This is a genomic window from Tunturibacter empetritectus (assembly GCF_040358985.1).
Lineage (GTDB): Bacteria > Acidobacteriota > Terriglobia > Terriglobales > Acidobacteriaceae > Edaphobacter > Edaphobacter empetritectus.
In genome coordinates this window covers 3,318,553-3,338,205 of sequence record NZ_CP132932.1, presented here as the reverse complement: position 1 = coordinate 3,338,205, position 19,653 = coordinate 3,318,553, and the positions used below count along the sequence as shown (strand labels likewise).

11 protein-coding genes and 1 tRNA gene are annotated in these 19,653 nt (G+C 57.9%); 7 read left to right on the top strand and 5 right to left on the bottom strand.

Annotated elements, in window-relative coordinates; genetic code table 11:
- Positions 1-482: 482 nt before the first annotated feature.
- Positions 483-797 carry a carboxymuconolactone decarboxylase family protein gene (locus tag RBB75_RS13785; protein ID WP_179637322.1) on the bottom strand — a complete coding sequence of 105 codons (315 nt, stop codon included), beginning with the start codon at positions 795-797 and terminating at the stop codon, positions 483-485.
- Between the two features lie 474 nt (positions 798-1,271).
- Between RBB75_RS13785 and RBB75_RS13780 the strand changes: the two genes are divergently transcribed.
- The 3 genes from RBB75_RS13780 to RBB75_RS13770 are packed head-to-tail and all read left to right on the top strand — an operon-like array spanning position 1,272 to position 4,959.
- Entirely contained in the window at positions 1,272-3,623 is a 2,352-nt protein-coding gene (locus RBB75_RS13780; RefSeq protein ID WP_353068406.1) for a xanthine dehydrogenase family protein molybdopterin-binding subunit, read from the top strand.
- The gene (locus RBB75_RS13775; RefSeq protein WP_353068405.1) at positions 3,620-4,102 is read left to right on the top strand and encodes a (2Fe-2S)-binding protein; all 483 of its coding nucleotides are present in this window, start codon (positions 3,620-3,622) and stop codon (positions 4,100-4,102) included. The genes RBB75_RS13780 and RBB75_RS13775 overlap by 4 nt, the downstream gene beginning before the upstream one ends.
- Positions 4,102-4,959 carry an FAD binding domain-containing protein gene (locus RBB75_RS13770; RefSeq protein WP_353068404.1) on the top strand — a complete coding sequence of 286 codons (858 nt, stop codon included), beginning with the start codon at positions 4,102-4,104 and terminating at the stop codon, positions 4,957-4,959. Before RBB75_RS13775 ends, RBB75_RS13770 begins: the two co-directional genes overlap by 1 nt.
- A 19-nt stretch (positions 4,960-4,978) precedes the next feature.
- Here the strand turns inward: RBB75_RS13770 and RBB75_RS13765 are convergent, their stop codons facing one another.
- Together RBB75_RS13765 and RBB75_RS13760 are read right to left on the bottom strand one after the other, a co-directional pair.
- Positions 4,979-5,536 (bottom strand): nucleotidyltransferase family protein, encoded by a 558-nt coding sequence (locus RBB75_RS13765; RefSeq protein ID WP_353068403.1) that lies wholly within the window; start codon positions 5,534-5,536, stop codon positions 4,979-4,981.
- On the bottom strand, positions 5,533-6,657 hold the full coding sequence (locus RBB75_RS13760) for an XdhC family protein (RefSeq protein WP_353068402.1): 1,125 nt from the start codon (positions 6,655-6,657) through the stop codon (positions 5,533-5,535). The genes RBB75_RS13765 and RBB75_RS13760 overlap by 4 nt, the downstream gene beginning before the upstream one ends.
- 415 nt (positions 6,658-7,072) lie before the next feature.
- Between RBB75_RS13760 and RBB75_RS13755 the strand changes: the two genes are divergently transcribed.
- From RBB75_RS13755 to RBB75_RS13745, 3 genes are all read left to right on the top strand, one after another.
- Positions 7,073-12,310: an MBG domain-containing protein gene (locus RBB75_RS13755; RefSeq protein ID WP_353068401.1), complete on the top strand. Its 5,238-nt coding sequence runs from the start codon at positions 7,073-7,075 to the stop codon at positions 12,308-12,310.
- Positions 12,311-12,397: 87 nt separating this feature from the next.
- Positions 12,398-14,038: a hypothetical protein gene (locus tag RBB75_RS13750; protein WP_353068400.1), complete on the top strand. Its 1,641-nt coding sequence runs from the start codon at positions 12,398-12,400 to the stop codon at positions 14,036-14,038.
- Positions 14,039-14,389: 351 nt separating this feature from the next.
- A tRNA-Pro gene (locus RBB75_RS13745) sits at positions 14,390-14,466 on the top strand.
- A 194-nt stretch (positions 14,467-14,660) separates the two neighbouring features.
- On the opposite strand, the gene RBB75_RS13740 is transcribed toward RBB75_RS13745, so the two are convergent.
- Positions 14,661-15,380, bottom strand: coding sequence for an IS6 family transposase (locus tag RBB75_RS13740; RefSeq protein WP_434557135.1), 720 nt, complete (start codon positions 15,378-15,380; stop codon positions 14,661-14,663).
- A gap of 133 nt (positions 15,381-15,513) precedes the next feature.
- Positions 15,514-16,644: a hypothetical protein gene (locus RBB75_RS13735; protein WP_353068399.1), complete on the bottom strand. Its 1,131-nt coding sequence runs from the start codon at positions 16,642-16,644 to the stop codon at positions 15,514-15,516.
- 374 nt (positions 16,645-17,018) lie between these two features.
- Between RBB75_RS13735 and RBB75_RS13730 the strand changes: the two genes are divergently transcribed.
- The gene (locus RBB75_RS13730; RefSeq protein ID WP_353068398.1) at positions 17,019-19,316 is read left to right on the top strand and encodes an RICIN domain-containing protein; all 2,298 of its coding nucleotides are present in this window, start codon (positions 17,019-17,021) and stop codon (positions 19,314-19,316) included.
- Positions 19,317-19,653: the final 337 nt, after the last annotated feature.

The window sequence follows — 19,653 nt, the reverse complement described above, 5'->3', positions numbered from 1 at the left end:
CTAACCACTAACCACTAACCCACTCACCGAAAAGCGCCGTCATTCTGAGCGCAGCGAAGAATCCCCGTATTTGTCGTTGCCGTTGCATTTGCCGTTGCATTTGTCTTTGGCCGTCGCATTTGTCTTTGGCCATTGCATTTGCCGTTGCCGTTGCATTTGCATTTGCCGTTGCATTTGTCGTTGCATTTGTCGTTGCATTTGTCGTTGTCGTTGCCTTTGCCGTTGCCGTCATCCTGAGCGGAGTGAAGGATCCCGACACCTTCCACTCACCCATACCGTTCGGACCTTCCAACCCAGACGCTCCAACAGTTGCCGCTCTTCCCCCACAAACACAACCACCTCGACCGAAGTCGTTCACAACCTCATCGTGAACAGCGCAACGGAGACAAGGGGCCACGGTCTCATCGTGGCCCACGCAATGGAGAAACCCGCTTACCCTCTGGAACTATCACACGAGGACGCGCGTCTCACACAAAGAGCACCTAACTCTTCCCCTCACCCATCACATGAGCAGCATGCGTAATCGCCGCCCCGGCGCGAAGCGCAGCAGCCACCAAAGCCGTCTCAGCCAGCTCCTCCTGAGTCGCCCCCGCAGTCACCGCTCCCGCCCGATGCAGCTCCAGGCAGTACGGACACTGCGTCGTCAATGCCACGGCCACCGCAATTAGCTCCTTGTACTTCTTGGGAATAGCCCCCTCAGCCATCGCCGCCTTATCGAACGCCCAGAAAGCCTTCGTGGCCTCCGAAGCCCCCTCTCCGAGCGCGCTCAACTTCTTCAACTTCGCCATGTCATACATCGCATCTCTCCCATCCTGTGTGAGATATCTGACGACCGCAGTCTGGCCCACTACAGTCACTCAATTCCCAGCCAGTCTCGGCCCACAACGCCGCACCGTCAACCCCGGCCTAGGCACCCGAAAGCTCTGTCAAGCCCCAAAAACGCGAAACCCCGCGCCAATCCAGCAAAATCACGTGGCGTATCAGTTCCTCTCCATCTTCTATGATGGATATAGAGCGAAAAAACGGGAGACGGCAACGGCATCCCGGCGCTCCCCCCAAAGGGTCGAGCAACGTCGCACGCAACCTGCTGAAAACAAGTATTTTGCGCACAAGCCCTTTGGTTGGAATGCTTTGCAGCCATCAACTCCCTGCAAGCCATTCCAACCAAAGGATTTACTCCCAAAATACCCCTCAGGGGGGAGGGGGTGCAGGGTCCCTAACGATTCCTCGCAATCCATAAAACTTCGTCTATCCTTATGCAACACCTTTCCATGACCAGCCAGCTCCAGATCGTTGGCAGCTCCCCCATCCGTAAGGAAGGAACAGCCAAGGTCTTGGGCCGTGCACTCTACGTCGACGACATAAGCCTCCCCGGCATGTGGTTCGGAGCCACCGTCCGCAGCACCATCCCCCGCGGCCGCATCACCTCCATCGCCTTCGACCCCGCCATCCCCTGGAACGAATACACCATCGTCTCCGCCGCCGACATCCCCGGCGAAAACTGCATCGTCCACCTCACCAAAGACCACCCCTGCCTCGCCATCTCCCACGTCAACCACGCCGAAGAGCCCATCTTCCTCCTCGCCCACCCCAACCGCTCCGCACTCCCCGCCGCCGTAGCCGCGGTCCACATCACCTACGAAGAACTCCCGGCCATCTACTCCATCGAAGACTCCGAAAAAAAAGAGCAAGTCATCTGGGGAGAAGGCGAACACGCCAACACCTTCAAGACCTACCTCATGCAGAAGGACCAGAAGCCGATCCCCGACGAGATCTGGCAGACCGCCGACTACATCGTCGAAGGCGAGTACCGCACTGGAGCCCAGGAGCAGCTCTACATCGAAAACAATGGAGTCATCGCCGAGTACGACCCGGAAAAGGGAGTGACCGTAAGAGGCTCGATGCAGTGCCCGTACTACCTCGTCCACGCCCTGGAGCTGGTCTTCAACCTCCCCGCCGAGAAGTGCCGAGTCATCCAGACCGAGACCGGCGGTGCCTTCGGCGGCAAGGAGGACTTCCCCTCCGTCATCGGCAGCCATGCCGCTCTCCTCGCCATGAAGTCAGGCCACCCCGTCAAGCTCTGCTACGACCGCGCCGAAGACATGGCCGCCACCACCAAGCGCCACCCCAGCCGCACCCGCCACCGCACCGCCGTCAGCAAAGACGGCAAGCTCCTCGCCGGCGAGATAGACTTCGCCCTCGACGGCGGAGCCTACGCCACCCTCTCCCCCGTAGTCCTCTCCCGCGGCACCATCCACGCCCCCGGCCCCTACCACTGGCCCCACCTCACCGTCCGCGCCAAAGCAATGGCAACAAATATTCCGCCCCACGGAGCCTTCCGCGGCTTCGGCGCGCCGCAAAGCATCTTCGCCCTCGAACGCCACATGGACAAGATTGCAAAGGTGGTCGGACTCACACCGGAAGAGCTCCGCCGCCGCAACTTCCTAGGCACAGGCGGCCACACCGCAACCGGCCAGCTCCTCAAAGACCCCGTCGATATGAAGCACCTGCTCACCCGAGCACTCGAAGAGTCCAGCTACCACGCCAAACGCGGGCAGTTTGACCGCGAGAACCCGACCAGCACTATCAAGCGCGGAGTGGGCTTCGCCACCTTCTTCCACGGTGCGGGCTTCACTGGCTCCGGCGAGCGCCGCCTCAACTCCCTCGTCGAGATTGAGCTCACACCCGAAGGTCAACCTCGCCTCCTGGTCTCCTCCACCGAATTTGGCCAGGGCACCAACACCATCCTCTGCCAGATCGCCGCACAGACCCTCCACCTCCCCTACGACCAGATCCTCATCGCCCAACCCGACACCGGGCACGTCCCCAACTCCGGCCCCACCGTAGCTAGCCGCACAGCCATGGTCGTCGGCAAACTCATCGAGCGCGCCGCGCAATCCCTCCTCGCCACCCTCGCTCCTCTTTTGTCATCCCGCAGCGCAGTGGAGGGATCTGCTGCTACCTCCGATCTACCTCACAGCTACTCCCCTGAAGACTTCCGCCACGCGGCGCTCTACTACCTCGCAGAACACGGCTCCCTCAAAACCGAGGCCCGCTACCAGTCCCCCGGCGACATCTTCTGGGACGATGAGAACTATCGAGGTGAGGCCTATCCCGCCTACGCCTGGGCCGTCTACGTCGCCGAAGTTGCCGTCGACACCACCACCTACTCGGCAAGCGTGACCAGCTTCTACACCCTCCAGGAAGTAGGAAAGGTCCTTCACCCAATTCTCGCTGCGGGGCAGATCGAAGGCGGAGTCGCCCAGGGCATCGGCTATGCGCTCTACGAAAAATGCATCTGGAACAACGGCCATCTCGCCAACAACCAGATGACGAACTACATCATGCCCACCAGCGCCGATATTCCGCCCATCCACGTCTCCTTCGAAGAGATCCCAAGTCCCCACGGAGCCTTCGGTGCCAAAGGCATCGGCGAGCTCCCCATGGACGGGCCCGCACCCGCCATCCTCAACGCTATCGAGCACGCCACCGGCCTCGCCTTTACCGAAATCCCGCTCCTCCCGGAAGACATCTTCGAGCGGATAACCCGCACTCCCGAAGCAGGCAGTGAATCCTTCGATCCAGCCACCGCCGGCCCCATCTTCTGCGAGGCCACCGCATGAGCGATCTGGTGACCCAAATCCACTTCACTGTCAACGGCGAATCAAAAGTTTTAAAAGCGCCGCCCATGAAACGCCTCCTCGATGTTCTCCGCGAAGACCTTCACCTCACCGGAGCAAAAGAAGGCTGCGGCGAAGGAGAGTGCGGCTCCTGTTCGATTTTGATGAATGGCGATCTGGTCAACTCTTGCCTCATTCCTATCCTCCAAGCAGAAGGAGCGGAGATTACTACGATCGAAGGCGTCGCAATCGACGAAAGACTTCACCCTATCCAGCAATGCTTCCTCGAAAACGGGGGGGCACAGTGCGGCATCTGCACTCCAGGCATGATTCTCGCCATACGTCACCTGCTTGAAAAATATCCGCAACCAACTCTGTTACAAATTCAGGAAGGCCTCTCCGGCAATCTCTGCCGCTGCACTGGCTACATTCGTATCTTCAATGCTGTGCAGGCCGCGGCTCTGACCGGGATCGCCGAATAATGCGCTCCAACATCACCCAATACGAACTCGTCGCCCCAAAATCGCTTGACGCTATTCTTCAGATTCTCGCAGACTCGCCCGATCGATACACGCCCATCGCCGGCGGTACCGAGTTGATGGTAGCGTTAGGCGCCGGGCGTCTTCAGCCCAAAAAACTTATCTCTCTCTGGAATCTCGAAGAGCTTCGCTTCATTGAAGTCGCTCCCGACGCCGTCCACATCGGCGCTGCCGCTACCTTCACAGATCTTCGCAGTCATCCTGTGATCACTAGCGAACTCTCCCTCCTGTCGCAGGCCGCCAGCTGGACCGGCTCGATTGCGAACCAGAACCGCGGCACACTTGGCGGTAACATCGTCAATGCCAGCCCTGCCGCCGACTCTCCACCTGCGCTTCTGGCCTACGATGCCGCTGTTACCGTCGTCTCCACTCGCGGCAGCCGCACAATTCCCTATCGCAACTTCCACCTTAGCTACAAAAAAACTGCTCTCGCCCCAGATGAGCTCCTCTACAGCATTACCCTTTCACGTAACTTGATCGGTTACAAGACCTACATCCGCAAAGTAGGAGCTCGAAACGCTCAGGCCATCTCCAAGGTCGCCATCGCTGCAATCGCCCGCACGAACCATGGCATGATCGAAGGCATCCGCATCGGAGCCGCCAGCCTGTGCGAGACCCCTGCCCGCCTCATCGCCACCGAACGGTCTCTCCTCAATCAGCCCGTAACGCCTGCCACTATCGCCGCCGCCCGCAGCGCTTTACTGAGCGAGACCCTTCCCATCGATGACATCCGCAGCACAGCAAAATACCGCGCCGCAGTTGCCGCCAACCTCCTCGAAGAGTTTCTGCACACCCTCTAACACTGTCCGAAGAGAACCTCTAGCCAAACAACGCACGCGCACGTTTCAGATCTTCAATTGTATCCACATCCAACTCACCGTCAGCCAACGCCACACAACGCGCCGATCGCAACAGATCCTTTGCGCCGGCATCGCCCTGCAACTTCATAAGGTCTTCAAAGGATGTCGCGGGGAAATACGCTGGCACGCCTCGCCGCCCGGCATACATCGATCCTGTGACCTCTCCCGAAACCACCAAACTCCGCAGATGCGCAGCGGTTACAGCCGGCATATCGCAAGTCGTCAACACACAGCCATCCACGTCTCGCAAAGCCCCTACACCGACTCGCACGGAAGCGCCCATCCCCTCGCTCCAGCTGTCATTTATCAATACCTCAGCGTCTCCCAACGCACACGCCGCCTCAATCGATTCCGCCGAAGCCCCCAACACTACGATTACGGGCGAGAATCCAGCCTCGTGAGCGACCCTCACCGAACGTTCCAAGAGAATTTCCGCGCCCACCATTACCAGTTGCTTCGGCTCTCCCAACCGCCTCGAAGCTCCAGCCGCGAGAATGACCGCGCCAATTCGCCTCACGCAACATCCAGCGCACATTGTTTTTGCAGGTATCGCGCCGCGCCGCCCTCCCTCAGGTTCCTCTCAACATCCTGCGGCGACAACCTGCGCGATGTCCCCAGTTTCCCCATGCAGCACGCTTGCACTTCGGCAATAACCGCGAGAGCAATGGCCTCGGGCCCATCCCCACCAAGGTCCAACCCTACCGGCGCGTAGATCCTGTCGCAGCACGCACCAACCGTCCACCCCAACATCGCTGCAGCCTCGCTCACGAGCAACGAACTCCGGTGCCGCGCCCCCAGCAGACCCAGGTACCTTGGGCGCAACGGCAACACCGCCGCCAGCAATTCCCTATCCTGCTCGTAACTATGAGTCATCAATACCACTGCATCGTCATGACGAATCGACCGAATCTCACTCGACCCAGCAGAAGCTACAACCACCCGCTCCGCTTCGGGGAACCGGTCCGCGCGAGCCATCTGCGCCCGCCCCTCCATCACCAAGACGCTCCAGCCGAGAAGCGCTGCCATGCTCACGACCGGCTTTGCATCGTCGCCCGCCCCCAGAACAAACAACCTCTGTGGAGCCACGATTCGCTCCACAAAAACTCCCGAGTCCGAACTGTTAATGTCAGCCTTCAGTAGAACATTAGCTCTTGCCTTAACCAGTTCAAGCTCGGTCAGTCCTTCGCTGGCAAACGTAAAGTCCCCATTCGCAGCCAGCACCGCACGTTCCAATCGCCTCCCTGCCCGTGGCAGCCAGGTCAGCACCGTTACCTCGTCCCCACCAAGCGCACCGTCCAATGCCGCAAGGACAGCTCGGCACTCAGGAGTCTCGACCGGTTCGATCAGCAGATCAACAACGCCGCCACACCCCAACCCAAACGGCATCTCGGCCGTATCGTCAAACATCGTCGAGTACCGCTCCATGACGGCACCCTCGCGAATCAGCCACGCTGCCTTGCGCACTACCTCGGCCTCCAGGCACCCTCCGCTGATTGTGCCGGCGTATTCTCCTGCTTTGCCCAGCAGCAGGCGAGCTCCAGGTCGTCGATAGCTCGACCCCTCGGTCCGCACCAGCGTCACCAGAGCCGTTGCTCCACCCTGACGCCACAACCGAACGATCTGCCGACCTTCTCTCATGCCAGAAGTCCTCTTTCCATCGCTCTGACTCCCATTCTCCACGCGGACAGTCTCATCTGTCTATCAAGACAGGAAGAACCACGATCACTCCCGATGAGCGATTAAACCATGAGACGTAGTTTCGCTATCGCAAAGGGATCTACGCGAAGAGATCGGAGTCTCGCGAAAAACCGTACCCTTGCTCGCACCCCTGCCACAGCTCTGCTCCAATATCGCCAAAAACTCAACCATCCAGAGGCGTCTACAACTGCCACTTTATAGGTAGTTCCCCCAAACCCTCTATATGCAATACTTTTGGCGCAGGAGACCGGATTTCGATCTTCATCGGAGGGGGTTGTAGCTCCGAAGAAGCGCATTACCTGCTACTTGCGCTGTTTTGATTCACTTTGCAGCACGAACCTAGGAGCTTCACCCCATGCATCTCAGACGTTTTTCTGGTGTACAGACTCTCTCTGCACTGGTTGTTCTTGTCGCATACGCCATCACTCCGTCTCTAGCGCGCCCCCAGGCCCTGACCTTGGTGCAGAGTGGAACCCGATATGCCGGAACCATCACACCAGGTTTCAACGGAGACTTCGGACCGGCGACGACAGTCAGTCTCAACACTCCGTCTTATATCGTCTTCGATTCAAACGGCAATCAATACCTCTCGGATACTCTGAACAACTGCGTTCGAAAGATCGACACCACAGGCTCGATGAGCACACTCGTCGGACTCGCCGTCTCGGGTAAAGGCGACACCTGTTCCACCGCCTCAAACAGCACCCCGACACCCGTCCAAGGCCTCTATCTGCCCACGGGCCTCGCCATAGACAGCGCCAATAATCTCTACATCGCAGATAGCAGTCACAACTGCGTCCGGAAACTCGCTGCCGGAGCTTCAGGCGTCGCCTCGCTTACTACCATCTCCGGCACTTGCGGCTCCACTGTCTCCGCCACTCCTAACCCCAACGGTATCGTTCTAGACGCCAGCAATAACCTCTACATCGCTATCCAGGATACTGAAGTTCCTGCCACTCTCAGCAACTATCAGGTCCTGCTTCAGGCTCCCTCCTCCGGCCTCTGCGTCGTCGCTGGCGCACCCTCTGCACTCGTTCCTACAACCTGCGCGGGCATTACCGGCAGCGTCGCGCTGAATGCTCCCTCTGGTCTCGCAATTAGTGGCGCAGGAGATCTCTTCATCGCAGACACAGGCAACAACTGCGTTCGCCAAGTCGTCGGTATCGCAACGTTCCAAACAGCCGTTGGCCAGTGCTCCAATGACAACTCAGGCTCGATCGCCACGGCAATAAATAAACCATACGGTCTAGCCTTCTCGCCCACCCAGTCCCTCTACATCACCGAGACCAGTCCCGATGTCGCCGTCAGCTACGTCCTAGGCTCCAATAGCGCGACCATTGTCGCTGGTCTGCCTAATGGCGCCTCCGGCTCCTACAGCCCTGTTCAGGACGGAACCTCCGCCCTCAACTTCCCTCTTAACGGTCCCCGAGGAATGGCTGTCGACAGTCTTGGCAACTTCTCTCTCTCCGACTCCGCCAACAGCATCCTGCGCAAACTCAGTGGCAATATCATCTTTCCGGCTACGCCAGTCGGCAGTCTTAGCGCCGGTCTCCCGGTGACCTTCACCGTCAACCAAAAGGTGAATCTTACCGTTACGTCAGGGCCAGATTTCAACATCACTACAAATACCTGCGCAGGAGTCCTTACGCCCGCGGCGCCGGGCACCCCGCCTGTCACCTGTCAGGTCTTTGTGCGCTTCACACCTACTCTTCTCGGCCTGCGGAGCGCCCCCATCAAGCTCGCTGACTCGATCTCCGGAAACAGCATCTCTCAGGGCCTCGAAGGTACGGCAACCGGCTCGCTCGGTGTCTTCACCCCTGGTATCGTCAAAACCGTTGTCAGCTCTCTCACCGCGCCCTCTGCCGTTACAGTTGACCCCGCCGGCAACGCGTACATCCTCGAGTCAGGCGCAACTCCCGGCAGCGGCAACCTACTTAAACTTCTAGTTGGTGGTGGACCACCTTCCCCCATCATTCCGGGAGGCTCTGGTCTCCTCACCTCCTCGGCCATCGCGATCGACTCCACAGGCAACTACTTCATCACCGACGCCGTCCACGGCACTGTCGCCCGCTTCGGGGTCGACGGCAGCCTGAACACCAGTTACGTCACTGGACTTATTGCCCCGACATCCATCTACGTCGACGGCTTCGACAACCTCTTCATCGCCCAGGCTGGCTCGGCCCATAACGTGATCGAGGTCTTTGCGGGCGGTGGCAGTCGTACCATCGCCGGAAGCGGCAGCAATGCCTCCGCCAATAGCGTTCTTGCGACCACGGCCAGCTTCATCTCCCCCGGCGGGCTAACCCTCGACATCAGTGGCATCCTGTACATCGCTGACACTGGCGGCCACTTAGTCTATGCAGTCGATAAATTTGGCATCATTCATCAGATCGCTGGCAACGGGACCGCAACGACCACTGTTCCCGGACAAGCCACCGGCACCGCTATCCTCGCTCCCTCTTCCCTCGCCTTCGACGCAGCCGGTGACCTGTACATCGCCGACGCCACTGCCAATCTCGTCTATACGGTCTTCGTCTCTACCACCAGCACCGGCAGTAACATCTCAACCACTCTCGGCACTGGCATCGCAGGAAATACAGGCGATGGTGGCTTTGCGAACCTCGCCCAGATCAGCAATCCTGTCAGTATCGCCGTTGAAGGCAATAGCGATCTCTTCGAGGTGGATAACGGCAACAACTCCGTTCGGGAGATTACATATCCCAACCCCACCCTAGCCTTCGGCAGCGTGGTGGTCGGCCAAACCTCGTTTGTCCTTCAGCAAAACCTGAGCAACTTTGGCTCGGCCCCTTTCACACTCAATGGTTCAATCACCACCTCCGACCCGCACTTTACCGTTGATCCCGGAACAACAACTTGCGGTACTACTATCATCTCGGGTTCTACGTGTAACCTGGGTTTCGTCTTTACCCCTACCGCTAAGGGCCAACTGACCGCTTCCGCTACCATTATTTCCAACGCCTACAACAGCCCTCTTACGATTACGCTCACAGGAACTGGAAAGGTCATCGCGCCGCTTCAGTTCACGCTGCCAACGGAGACAGAGGTCTACGGCCAGCCCCTTTCTCAGACCGTCAACGTAACCAATGGCAGTCCCGCTCCAACTGGCACCATCACCTTTAGTCTGGGTGCACGAATCCTGTGCACCACCACCGCGACTCTAGGAGTCGGTTCTACGTGCAGCGCACTCAATACCGGCCTTGCCGTAGGCACCTACGGGATCACCTTCACCTACTCCGGAGATACCAACTACTTGCCAGCTACTGGCAACACAACCCTGACCGTTACGCCAGCCCCACTCACCGTCACAGTCAACAACATCAGCCGTCTCTATGGAGCGTCGAACCCCACCTTCACCGGCTCCCTTACCGGCGTTGCCTCGGGCGACACCATCCTCGTCGCCTACTCCAGCGTCGCCACTGTCACCTCTCCCATCGGCCCCTACCCCATTATTGCTACTCTCACCACGGCGGGAACCACAAGCCTCTCCAACTACACCGTCACCAACACGCCCGGGACTCTGACCGTCACTGCGATTCCCATTACCGTCACAGTTCTCAGCACGAGTCGTCAATACGGCCAGTCCAATCCTCCCTTCAACAGCACAACCCTCGGCGTCCTGAACGGCAATACTGTGAGTGGCGGCACCATCAACGGCGACGTACTAACCATCGCCTACTCCTCGCCAGCTACCGCCACCTCACCCGCTGCGACCTATCCCATCAACGCGACCGTCGCCGGAGCAAACGCCGGTAACTACGCCATCACCGTCACCCCCGGAACGCTCACCGTTACTCAAGCCATACTCACCATCACCGTTGGCAACGCAACCCGGGTCTACGGGGCAGCCAACCCCGCCTTTACCAGCCTGGTTACTGGCGCTCTCAACGGCGATACCTTCACAAACTCTTACTCGACCACTGCCACCGTCGCGTCCCCAGTCGGCTCCTATCCTATCAACGACACCATCGGGGGCCCCGCGGCCTCCAACTACACTGTTCAGGTCACTCCCGGAACCCTCACCATCACTCAAGCCTCCGTCGCCGTGAACGTAACGGCGAACAATGCCACGCGCAGCTACGGCGCAGCCGATCCCACCTTCACCAGCACAGTCACTGGCGCGCTCAACGGCGACACCTTCACCATTACCTACACCACCAACGACACCCCGACCTCGCCGATCGGCACCTACACCATCGTCCCCACTGTCTCCGGCCCCGCCGCCGCCAACTACAGCACCATCACAACGACCAACGGAACACTCACCATCAGCCCGGCCACACTTACGGTAACCGCGAACAACGCCACCCGCATCTACGACACAGCGAACCCCGTCTTCACCGGCACGACTACAGGTCTAATCAAGGGCGACTCGATCGCCACAACCTACAGCAGTTCCGCCGTCCTCGGTTCGCCTGTGGGCACTTATCCAATCATCCCCGCTGTATCCGGCGCAGCTCTCTCCAACTACTCCGTCAACCTTGTCAATGGCTCACTCTCCATCACCCAGAATCAGACGGCCTTGATCATCAACGTCAACAGCGCCAGCCGTCTCTACGGAGCACCAAACCCTGCCTTCTCCGGAGCAGTCACCGGTGTTGCCCCCGGGGACGACGTAGTCGTTAGCTATACCACCACGGCAACTCCCGCCTCGCCCGCAGGCCAATATTCCATCGGCGCCAGCGTCTCAGGAACCTCCGCGGGCAACTACATCGCGACCATCCACCCGGGCACACTCGACGTCAGCCCCATCAGCACTCTTACCACTGTCACAAGCTCCGGCTCGCCCGCAGCTGCTGGCACTAACATCACCTTCACCGCGACGGTCACCAGCGCAACCAGTGGGCCCACCGGCACAGTCAACTTCACTGACGGCGCCAACCTACTCGGTACTGGGACCATAAACAGCAGCGGCGTCGCCACCTTCTCCACCAGTTCGCTAATAGCAGGCAGTCACACCATCACTGCCACCTTTCTGGCCAACACCAACTTCGTCACCAGCTCAGCGACCCTCACCCAGGTCATCAATGCGCCGGTGGGCAGCTTCACAATCTCTGCCACACCTCCCACTCAGCTCATTCGCGGCCCCGGTGCGACAACCTATCAAGTCATCGTTACCTCCGTCGGAGGCTTCACCGGCCAGATCAATCTCTCCTGCTCAGGCCTTCCTGCTGACGCCAGCTGCGCCTTTGCCAGCAACCCGACGCTCACCGCAGGAGGCACAGCCACCGTTGCGCTGACCATCAACACCACCGCAGCCGATGCCCAGCTTCGCAATTCATTCATCCCCAGCCTGAGCCCGAGGGATCTCGCGCCGATCACCGTTGCCGCCGTCTTCCCGGTCGAGCTCACCGGCCTTGGCATCTTCTTCGCCGGCCTCCGACGCCGTAGAAAGCCAGGTACTCAAAAGATTCGCCTACTCGCAGTGATCCTCCTTTCTTTCGGTATCCTTGGCCTGGCGGGTTGCTGCTTCAACAACACATTTCAGACCTACACCGTCAGCGTCACCGGCACCAGCGCGAGCTCCACGGCGCTGGCTCAATCCACCTCGGTCTTTCTGTCCGTCGGAAATTAGCAGCAGTGTCCCGTAATGTCCTGCCAATCTCACAGGACATACAGGGAAGAAAAATCAGGAAGCACCGCAGTTGGAGGTTTCATTCTTATGCATCTTCGTCCCGTGAGCCCCGTCAGATTGAGCTCCCGTGCCGCGCGACTCGCCGGCGCCCTTCTCCATTCCGGGACAAGGCTCCTCGTCGCCCTTTGCATCGCAGCTTCGCCATTGTCCGCAGTGGCGCAGGCTGTCAAAACCGGCTCGACACCGCCTCCCGATTTTTCCCGCTTCGACCTCTACGGCGGCTACGCCTACTTCCATCCCTTCAACAGCGGAATCACCCCCTTCGTCTATCAGCCCATCAATCTTGGGGCAGTCGCCAACGCCACCGCCTACTTTAATCGCTACCTCGGGGTTCAAGCCGAAGGCAGCTTCTTCCCCGACGGTCCAAACGATTGTTATTACACCGCCCAGGCCGGCCCTGTACTCCGTTACCAGAAAGGCCGGCTGATTCCGTTCGTCCACGCTCTCGGCGGCGGTGCCAGAGCAGGTGGTCCAGCTTTCCAACCCTGCACCTGGGGTTGGGGAATCACCGCCGGCGGGGGCCTCGATCTCGTCCTGCCGGTCTTCAATAATCACGTCGCCCTTCGCGTAGTCCAGGCCGACTTCAACTACTCCCACGTTGACTACGGTCCAGTCGATCCCGCCCAGGTAACCGGAGGCATCGGCGACATCACCGCCTACCGACTCTCCGCCGGCGTAGTTCTCCGCCTAGGCCAGCTGACGCCTCCCCCACCCGTCCAGCTCGGCTGCACAGTTCAACCCACTAACGTCTTCCCAGGCGACCCCGTTACCGCCACCGCCACCGCGACCAATCTCGAACCAAAGAAAAAGCTCTCCTACACCTGGACCGCCAGCGGCGGCGAACTCACCAATAATGAAGCCACCGCTAACATCAACACCGCGGGCCTGGCTCCAGGCGACTACACCGTCTCCGGCCATGTCAGCGAAGGCAAGCGCCCAGGCGAAAGCGCCAACTGCACAGCCGGCTTCCGCATCCATAATCCCGCACCACCGACCATCGCTTGCTCTGCCAACCCCAGCACGGTCATGCCGGGTGATCCTTCCACCATCACAGCCGTTGCCAGCAGTCTCGAAGGCCTCACGCTGAGTTACTCCTACTCTTCCACCGCTGGCCAAATATCCGGAACCACCCCCACTGCCACACTCGTTACAAGCGGTGCTCCTTCAGGCGTCGTCACCGTCACCTGCAATGTCGTCGACGATCTCGGCAAACATGCCTCCGCCGACACCACCGTCACCATCGTCACTCCTCCGCCACCTCCGGTCCCGAAGGTACGTCCCCTCTGCAGCATCTCGTTTGAGCGTGACATAAAGCGTCCTGTGCGCGTCGACAACGAAGGCAAAGCCTGCCTCGATGACATCGCTCTCACTCTCAACCGCGACACTACTTCCAAACTCGTAATCGTTGGCAGACACTCCGACGACGAGACACCTGATGCCGCAGCCCAGCGCGACCTCAACGTAGAGCAGTACCTCACCGACGAGAAAGGAATCGACCCGGCACGCATCTCGATGCGCACCAGCGGACAGCCCGGCCGCATCCTCGACAGCACCCTCGTTCCCGACGGAGCCTCATTCACCCCCGGAGACACTGCCACCTTCGACGCAGATTCCGTGAAACGGCAGGGCCAGCCTTACGCTAAACCAAAGGACACACCGAAACACTAACCCCAGCAGATTCGATCGACCATGCGATTCAAGGGGAGTTCGAGAGAACTCCCCTTTTGCACCGTCCCTCAACGCACAACTATCTCGAGCGAGGACAGTAGAGCATCATCATCGCGATCGAGCATCAAGACATCATCGCGTAGTCGAGCAGTTGCCGCCCTCGTTTCGTATTTTTGATACTTCAAAGGTCGCGACGAAACTCCGCAACCGAATCTCCCCGGGGCTTCCCGCTCCTTCGCCAACCGCCGCGAGATCTGCTAAACTACCTGAGTTGGTAGCGATCCACCAAGCCCGCCCGTGTGCTTGAGCCGTACGGAACGCACTCCTCATCGACACTCATCGCAGCACATTCGGGGCGTAGCGCAGTCTGGTAGCGCACCTGGTTCGGGACCAGGGGGTCGGAGGTTCGAATCCTCTCGCCCCGACCATTTAAATCCCGCGTTATCAACTATCTAGAGCCTTCGGCTTTTTGGCCTCTGGCCCGATTTGGGTCCATTTGGGTCCAATCGCCAATTCCTCGATCCGGCCCACCGCATTTCGCGACTCCGAGGGGACCGCGTGAATGTAAGGCTCTGTTGCATTAACTGGGACACACGCAACTCGCTTTTACCGATGTTGCACATCAGGCAGCAACATTGAATAGCTTGTTGATGAATTGAATTTCGCCGGCGACCTTGGGCTTGCAGAGGAGGCAATGGCGGCGGCGGATCATCCGCGTGACTTCGAATCCCTTGATGGTGGCAGACGCTGTTCTCATCGTTTTAAAACCGCATGTGGGACGGATCACCCGCTTAAGGCCACCGTGGTCTGCCTCAATGATGTTGTTTAGATATTTCGACGTGCGGTGCTTCGTGTCCTGTGGCAACTTGCCTTCGCGCTGCAGCCGGCGAATCGCCTTGGGATAGGAGCCCAGCTTATCGGTTGTGATCGAGTGCGGTGGCCAGTTACGCATCTTCTTCAGTGCCTTGCCCAAGAAGCGGTGTGCCGCGCACGTGTTACGGCGGTCCAGCAGCATGAAGTCGATCAACCGGCCATGCTTGTCGACGGCGCGGAACAAGTACTTCCACTGTCCACCGACCTTGACATAAGTTTCGTCCACTCGCCAAGAGCTCGAGCGGTAGCCTTGATACCAGCGGATGCGCTTTTCGAGCTCAGGTGCGTAGCGCTGCACCCACCGGAAGATCGTCGAGGCATCGACCTCAACTCCGCGCTCTTGCATCATCTCCGCGAGATCGCGATACGTGATGCCGTACTTGCAATACCACCGCACGCATACCAGGATGATCTCAACCGGAAATCGGCGGCGCTTGAAGATAGACCTCTGCTGGACTCCTCCACTCACCTCTCACCATACACGGCCTTAGTTAATGCAACAGAGCCCTATACACCAAATTAGACGTCCCAAAGGTCGCACTTGGGCTAGCTGATGTGAGAGCCACTTGCTTCAATGGGACTGCTCCAGTCAGTTCTGCACTCTAGTGTTGCGGCGTGAGCAAGAGTAGATGAGACGGCTCGCCTTTGCGACGAGCAGAACAAGCGATCTGTCCTCGATCGTTGATGCTGAACGCATCCAGCAGAATCCAGCTCGAACCTCCTGGCAGGAAGACATTTAGATCTTTGATCTGTCCGTCCCGCCATAGAAAGGCATGCCGTCTGGTACCGGTGATGTTCGAGGCGCCTACCACTTCGCTATGGTTATTTATTCCCGAGGCTTCGCTTGGATCGCTTCCCAAGGTCCCGAGATCCTGCATTACGCCGTCAGAATACAAAAAAGCATGAACACCATCGGGAGTGTCGCTGAAGCCGACGATCTGCCCGCGGTCGTTCACTGAACGGGCGCTACTAACGATCCCTTTAGGGAGAGTCCCGAGATCGACAATCTTTAGGTTTGACCATGAAACTGCGTGATTGGCCTTGGCATCGACGTCGGAAGAGCCAGCGATCAGACCACTATTGTTGATGGCATAGGCCGTGCTCGATTTGCCGAAAGGAAGGGTGCCAAGGTCGGCGATCTTGGAGCCCGAGATCACAAATGCATGCCGTGTGCCATCGGCAAGAGTCGCGGCACCGACAGCCGAGCCTTTGTCGTTCAGACCGAAGATGCGACTATCACGTCCGCCCAATCCAGTAACGATCCGAATGCGCTTCCGATGGCGAACAAAGCCGCGAGTGGTCGACAGGCTGTCCACAAGATTGCCGCTGGTGTTCATCCAGCCAGCGATGTCGCCTTGTCGATTGATCGCATGGGGGATCATGTTTGGGTAGCCTGGCATCTGTTCAACCCTTGTAGCTTTGCCGCTTCGCCAGAGCATCGCATACACGGAGCCATTGGTTCTGGTCCAATACGCTACGGTCCCATCCTGATTCAGGGATACTGTCACATCTTGCGAAATCGGGGACAATTCTCCGAGATCCTCGAGTTTGTAGGTTTCTACAACAGCGGGGTTCGCTGTATTGGGTGGTTGATCGGCGTGTGCCTGTGTATGTTCGGCTCGCGTAAATGCGAACAACGAGAAGGTTACAAGAATGAAAGAAAGCCGAATAGGCCCTGTCGCGAATAGAGAGGAGTGAATACTGGAAGATTGGGTGGAAGAGATGACCGGCATGGGGGGATGGTACCGTATTGTCTTTGCGTGATGAAAGACATCATCTCTTGATGAGGCAGCACGTCATAGGAGTGCAAAAGCGCTGCTTTGATTCTAAAACGATCACGTATGCACAACATTCTTAGAGCAGTCGCTCGTTTGAATTGCGTCATAATCACTATCGAGCAATAGACTGTAATCGCCATCATGGGCTATGGAGAGCATGGCCATGGAGAGATGCTGAGAGTCTCATTCGAAGGGGAGTGGCAGTCAAAGTAGCCGGAAGAAGATGAAATTGATCTCGTCAAACGCAGGGAAGAATTTCGCCCGTGTTATCTTGCGGTCGACATCAACGGGAGTATGCTTTGGAGGCGATGAAAAAGGAGTAGTCCCCAATGCTTCGAATTACTGCGCTTGCCCGTCATACTACCGCGTTACTAGGTGTTGTCTCGCTGATGTTGTCGTTGCAACCAGGCACCAGCATCGCGCAGAGCGTGCTTACGCAGCACAACGATCTGAGCCGATCGGGGGCCAATCCGAACGAGACAATTCTTACAACAAGCAACGTTAATGAGAGTTCGTTCGGGAGGCTGTTTTCCCTGTCGATTGACGGCTTCACATATGCACAGCCTCTCTATGATCGCGGCGTTTCGATATCCGGTGGCACGCACAATGTTCTTTATGTTGCGACGGCACACGACAGTGTGTATGCGTTCGATGCGGATTCGGGGGCGGAGTATTGGCACGTCTCCCTCGGAACGCCGGTTCCAAGTTCTGTCATCAATACGCAAAATATCCTGGTCGAGGTTGGCATCATCAGCACGCCAGTGATTGACAGTTCTACTGGCACTCTTTACGTCGTCGCGAAGACCTATGAGAGCAAAGTGCAAATCTTCCGCTTACATGCCCTCGATATCGATACCGGTGCGGAAAAGTTTGGCGGACCTGTCGAGATCGCAGCGTCTGTCAGTGGATCCGGGCAACAGAGCAGCGGAGGACAGGTTCCATTCGTTGCCTCCCAGGAGAACCAGCGCGCCGCTGTCACACTGGTGAATGGAATTGTCTACTTGGCATTCGCCTCTCACGAAGACTATTCTCCTTATCACGGATGGTTGTTGGGATATAAGGCGAGCAATCTGCAACAGGTTCAGGTCTATAACGTGACGCCTAACAGTGGTGAGGGGGCGATCTGGATGGGAGGCCAGGGTCTTCTGGCGGACTCATCGAACAACCTCTACCTGATCAGCGCCAACAGCACGCAAACTTCCGAGAATGCCGCCGGCGATTATGGAGAGAGTTTTCTGAAGCTCGTCCCGAGTGGTACCACTTTGAGCGTCGCCGATTACTTCAAGCCAAACGACTACGACCGATTGAACGCAAATGACACTGATTTAGGGTCTACCGGCGCATTTGCCATTCCCGGCACCAGCTACATCGCGGGTGGAAGCAAGTCTGGCATGTTGTATGTGGTCGACACCAACAACATGGGCAAGTTGAACACGTCGTCCGATCAAGTAGTCCAAGAGTTTCAGGCCGACAATGGGTTATGGGGGTCGCCCGCGTTCTTTAACAACACCATGTATATCTGGGGCGTAAACGAGCCGCTCAAGGCCTATCAGTTTTCCGGCGGCCACTTCAACACCTCTCCCTCTTCGCAAAGCGCGTACTCGACACCTGGAGGCACGACCAGCGGCTCAGTTTCCGTATCCTCTAACGGCACTACGGCTGGTACTGCGATTGTCTGGGCGACAGCTCCCACTGCTGATCCCGACCATTCCACTGTCGGCGGCAATATGTACGCCTACGATGCTACCAACCTGGGAACGTTGTTATGGAGCACTGCACAAAATTCATCGCGAGACAGCTATGGAAGTTACGCCAAGTTTGTCGCGCCAACCATCGCCGATGGCAAAGTGTATGTCGGAACCGATTCCGAACAGGTAGCAGTTTATGGTTTGTTGCCGGGCGGCGGCTGCACGGCGACTGTGATTACTCCCTATCTGCAGGTGAATGGAGCGGCTTGGCAACAGGTTGCGAGCGCAACCGTCGCCTCTGGATCGACGGTTAATCTTGGTCCGCAGCCCCTGACTGGCGGATCGTGGAGTTGGACCGGTCCCAATGGGTTCAATTCCACATCGCGTCAGATCAATAGCATTCCCTTGAGCTCAGGCACTAACACTTACATTGCTGCTTACACAAATCCTTGCGGAAGCAAAAGCACGCAGACATTTGCCGTCACCGTAACGGGCGGCAGCGGCAGTTTGATTCCAAATGGCACGTTTGTGATCACAAGCGTTCACAGCGGCCAGGCTATTGACGATCCTGGATTCTCGACGAAGAGCGGCCAAGACATGCAGCAATATACCGTAAACAATGGTACCAACCAGCAATGGAACGTCACCAACCTAGGCAACAATGTAATTACGATAACCAATGTGGCAAGCGGCCAACTGCTCGAAGTCACTGGAGCATCCAAAGCGAACAGCGCACTTGTCGATCAAATGCCCGCAAATGGCAAATCTAACCAGGAGTGGAACGTCATATCGGTGGGTGCTGGCGCCTTCGAACTCACCAACGTCAACAGCGGCCAAGCGCTCGACGTGGATGGTGGAGGAACAACCGTCGGTGAAGCAATTGATCAATATCCATACCAAGGTACTTCGTGGCAGAAATGGATCTTCACCCGACACTAATTACCAAACACTTTTTGTTCGGTGTTCTGGATTGCCCAATTCTTTACGGGTTAGAGTTTTAGTGTACGCAACGAACTTCGTAAGTAGCTCGTGGCGTTAGAGAGTGCGTGTGGAAATGGACAGCGTAGTCTGCCATTCGCTTCTTGATATGCTGCCTCAAGAGTCGCCACTTCTCTGGTGCTCGAGCGAAGAGTGTAGACGGATGGCGTTGTAGTTCGTTGCCAACGTTCTGCAAGCACCTGCACTTTTCTCAACGACTAGAAGATCCCAATTCACCACAAGTAGAACCGGCTCCAAGGGTACTGTTCGCTTATGCAGGGTCAGGCAAAAAGAGCAA

What these genes read in the sequence shown, in the direction of transcription:
- RBB75_RS13730 (WP_353068398.1), top strand. Translation starts at nt 17,019, where the DNA reads ATGCTTCGAATTACTGCGCTTGCCCGTCATACTACCGCGTTACTAGGT.
- RBB75_RS13785 (WP_179637322.1), bottom strand. Translation starts at nt 797, where the DNA reads ATGTATGACATGGCGAAGTTGAAGAAGTTGAGCGCGCTCGGAGAGGGG.
- RBB75_RS13780 (WP_353068406.1), top strand. Translation starts at nt 1,272, where the DNA reads ATGACCAGCCAGCTCCAGATCGTTGGCAGCTCCCCCATCCGTAAGGAA.
- RBB75_RS13760 (WP_353068402.1), bottom strand. Translation starts at nt 6,657, where the DNA reads ATGAGAGAAGGTCGGCAGATCGTTCGGTTGTGGCGTCAGGGTGGAGCA.
- RBB75_RS13770 (WP_353068404.1), top strand. Translation starts at nt 4,102, where the DNA reads ATGCGCTCCAACATCACCCAATACGAACTCGTCGCCCCAAAATCGCTT.
- RBB75_RS13775 (WP_353068405.1), top strand. Translation starts at nt 3,620, where the DNA reads ATGAGCGATCTGGTGACCCAAATCCACTTCACTGTCAACGGCGAATCA.
- RBB75_RS13735 (WP_353068399.1), bottom strand. Translation starts at nt 16,644, where the DNA reads ATGCCGGTCATCTCTTCCACCCAATCTTCCAGTATTCACTCCTCTCTA.
- RBB75_RS13750 (WP_353068400.1), top strand. Translation starts at nt 12,398, where the DNA reads ATGCATCTTCGTCCCGTGAGCCCCGTCAGATTGAGCTCCCGTGCCGCG.
- RBB75_RS13755 (WP_353068401.1), top strand. Translation starts at nt 7,073, where the DNA reads ATGCATCTCAGACGTTTTTCTGGTGTACAGACTCTCTCTGCACTGGTT.